We start from the raw sequence: 1519 nt of genomic DNA, 5'->3' as shown, positions 1-1519 counted from the left end.
GCTGCTGATTGCCAGCGCGCTGGCAGGGGCGATCCTGATGGTGCTGGCAGACATTGCCTCGCGCATGCTGATTGCGCCGCAAAGCCTGCCCGTCGGGGTGGTCACCGCGCTGGTGGGCGTCCCCTTCTTTGCCGTGATTATCTACCGTTCAAGGAATAAGTGATGAGCATCTGCGCGGAAAATATTACCTGGAAGGTCGGCAAAAAGGTCATCGTTAATGACGTCTCGCTGAAGGTGTCACGGGGCGAAACGGTAGGACTGCTTGGCCCTAACGGCTGCGGGAAATCGTCTCTTTTACGGATCCTCGCGGGGTTGCGTCGCCCGGATGCTGGCTGCGTTACCCTGGACGGGCAGGACATCTCCCGCATCGCCAAAAAACAGCTTGCCCGCCGGGTCGCCTTCGTGGAGCAGCACGGCATGACGGACGCCAATATGCGCGTGCGCGACGTGGTGAAACTTGGGCGTATTCCACACCACTCCGCCTTTTCCAACTGGAGCAACCACGATGACGAGACCGTCACCGCCGCTCTGCAGCGCGTGGATATGCTGGATAAAAGTGACCAGGGCTGGCTGAGCCTCTCCGGCGGCGAGCGCCAGCGCGTCCACATTGCCCGCGCGCTGGCCCAGACTCCGACGGAAATCCTGCTGGATGAACCGACCAACCACCTGGACATCCATCATCAGATGCATCTGATGCAGTTGATCAGCGAATTACCGGTCACCAGCATCGTCGCTATCCACGATCTCAACCACGCCTCGATGTTCTGCGACTCGCTGATTGTGATGCAGAAAGGGCAAATTGTGGCGACGGGGACACCGCAGGATATCTTATCCGAGTCGCTGCTCTGGGATGTCTTCCGGGTCAAAACCAAAATCGAGATCTCGCCGTTCCATGGCAAAAAGCACATCCACTTTATCGTTTAGGGGCGAGTGAACAACGATGCCCCTTCGCCCTGCCACCACGCTCTGGCCGCCCGTCTTACTGGGTAGCCAGTTTGTTTTTAACATTGGCTTTTACGCCGTTGTCCCCTTCCTGGCGATATTCCTGCGCGACGATATGCTGCTCTCCGGCGGGCTGATCGGGCTGATCCTCGGCCTGCGCACGTTCTCTCAGCAGGGGATGTTTATCGTCGGTGGTGCGCTCTCGGACAGGTTTGGCGCGAAAGTCGTTATCCTGAGCGGGTGCATGATTCGCGTTGCGGGCTATCTGCTGCTGGCGTTCGGAGGCTCGCTGTGGCCGATTATTCTGGGCGCGTGCCTGACAGGCGTGGGCGGCGCGCTGTTTTCTCCGTCTATTGAGGCATTGCTGGCGAAAGCGGGCACGCACAGCGAGGCGAAAGGTAAACGAAGCCGGGCGGAGTGGTTCGCGCTATTTGCGGTCTGCGGGGAACTCGGTGCGGTACTGGGCCCGGTTGCCGGCGCCCTGCTCACCGGCCTGGGCTTTCGCCAGGTGGCGCTGGCGGGCGCAGGGGTCTTTATCGTTGCGCTGGTGGTTCTCTACTTTTGCCTGCCCGCGTCA

At 60.3% G+C, this 1519-nt stretch carries 3 protein-coding genes; all 3 read left to right on the top strand.

The genetic code is table 11. The annotated features are described in order from the left end of the window. Positions 1–163, top strand: a 163-nt coding sequence (locus DOU50_RS00270; RefSeq protein ID WP_148768462.1) for an iron chelate uptake ABC transporter family permease subunit, incomplete at its 5' end; no start/stop codon positions are given. Then, a complete protein-coding gene (locus DOU50_RS00265; protein WP_048993021.1) occupies positions 163–924 on the top strand; it encodes an ABC transporter ATP-binding protein in 762 nt (253 codons plus the stop codon). The genes DOU50_RS00270 and DOU50_RS00265, both read left to right, overlap by 1 nt. 16 nt (positions 925–940) lie before the next feature. Continuing rightward, positions 941–1519: MFS transporter (locus tag DOU50_RS00260; RefSeq protein WP_148768461.1), on the top strand; the 579-nt coding region annotated here is incomplete at its 3' end.

This window comes from Enterobacter sp. C6, assembly GCF_008122455.1.
In the GTDB taxonomy this organism is placed as follows: domain Bacteria; phylum Pseudomonadota; class Gammaproteobacteria; order Enterobacterales; family Enterobacteriaceae; genus Enterobacter; species Enterobacter pseudoroggenkampii.
Note: the sequence above shows the minus strand (reverse complement) of the source record. Positions and strands in the feature narration are given on the sequence as shown.

Bases quoted from the DNA above. Each gene is read 5' to 3' on its own strand.
- DOU50_RS00265 (WP_048993021.1), top strand. From the start codon at position 163: ATGAGCATCTGCGCGGAAAATATTACCTGGAAGGTCGGCAAAAAGGTC.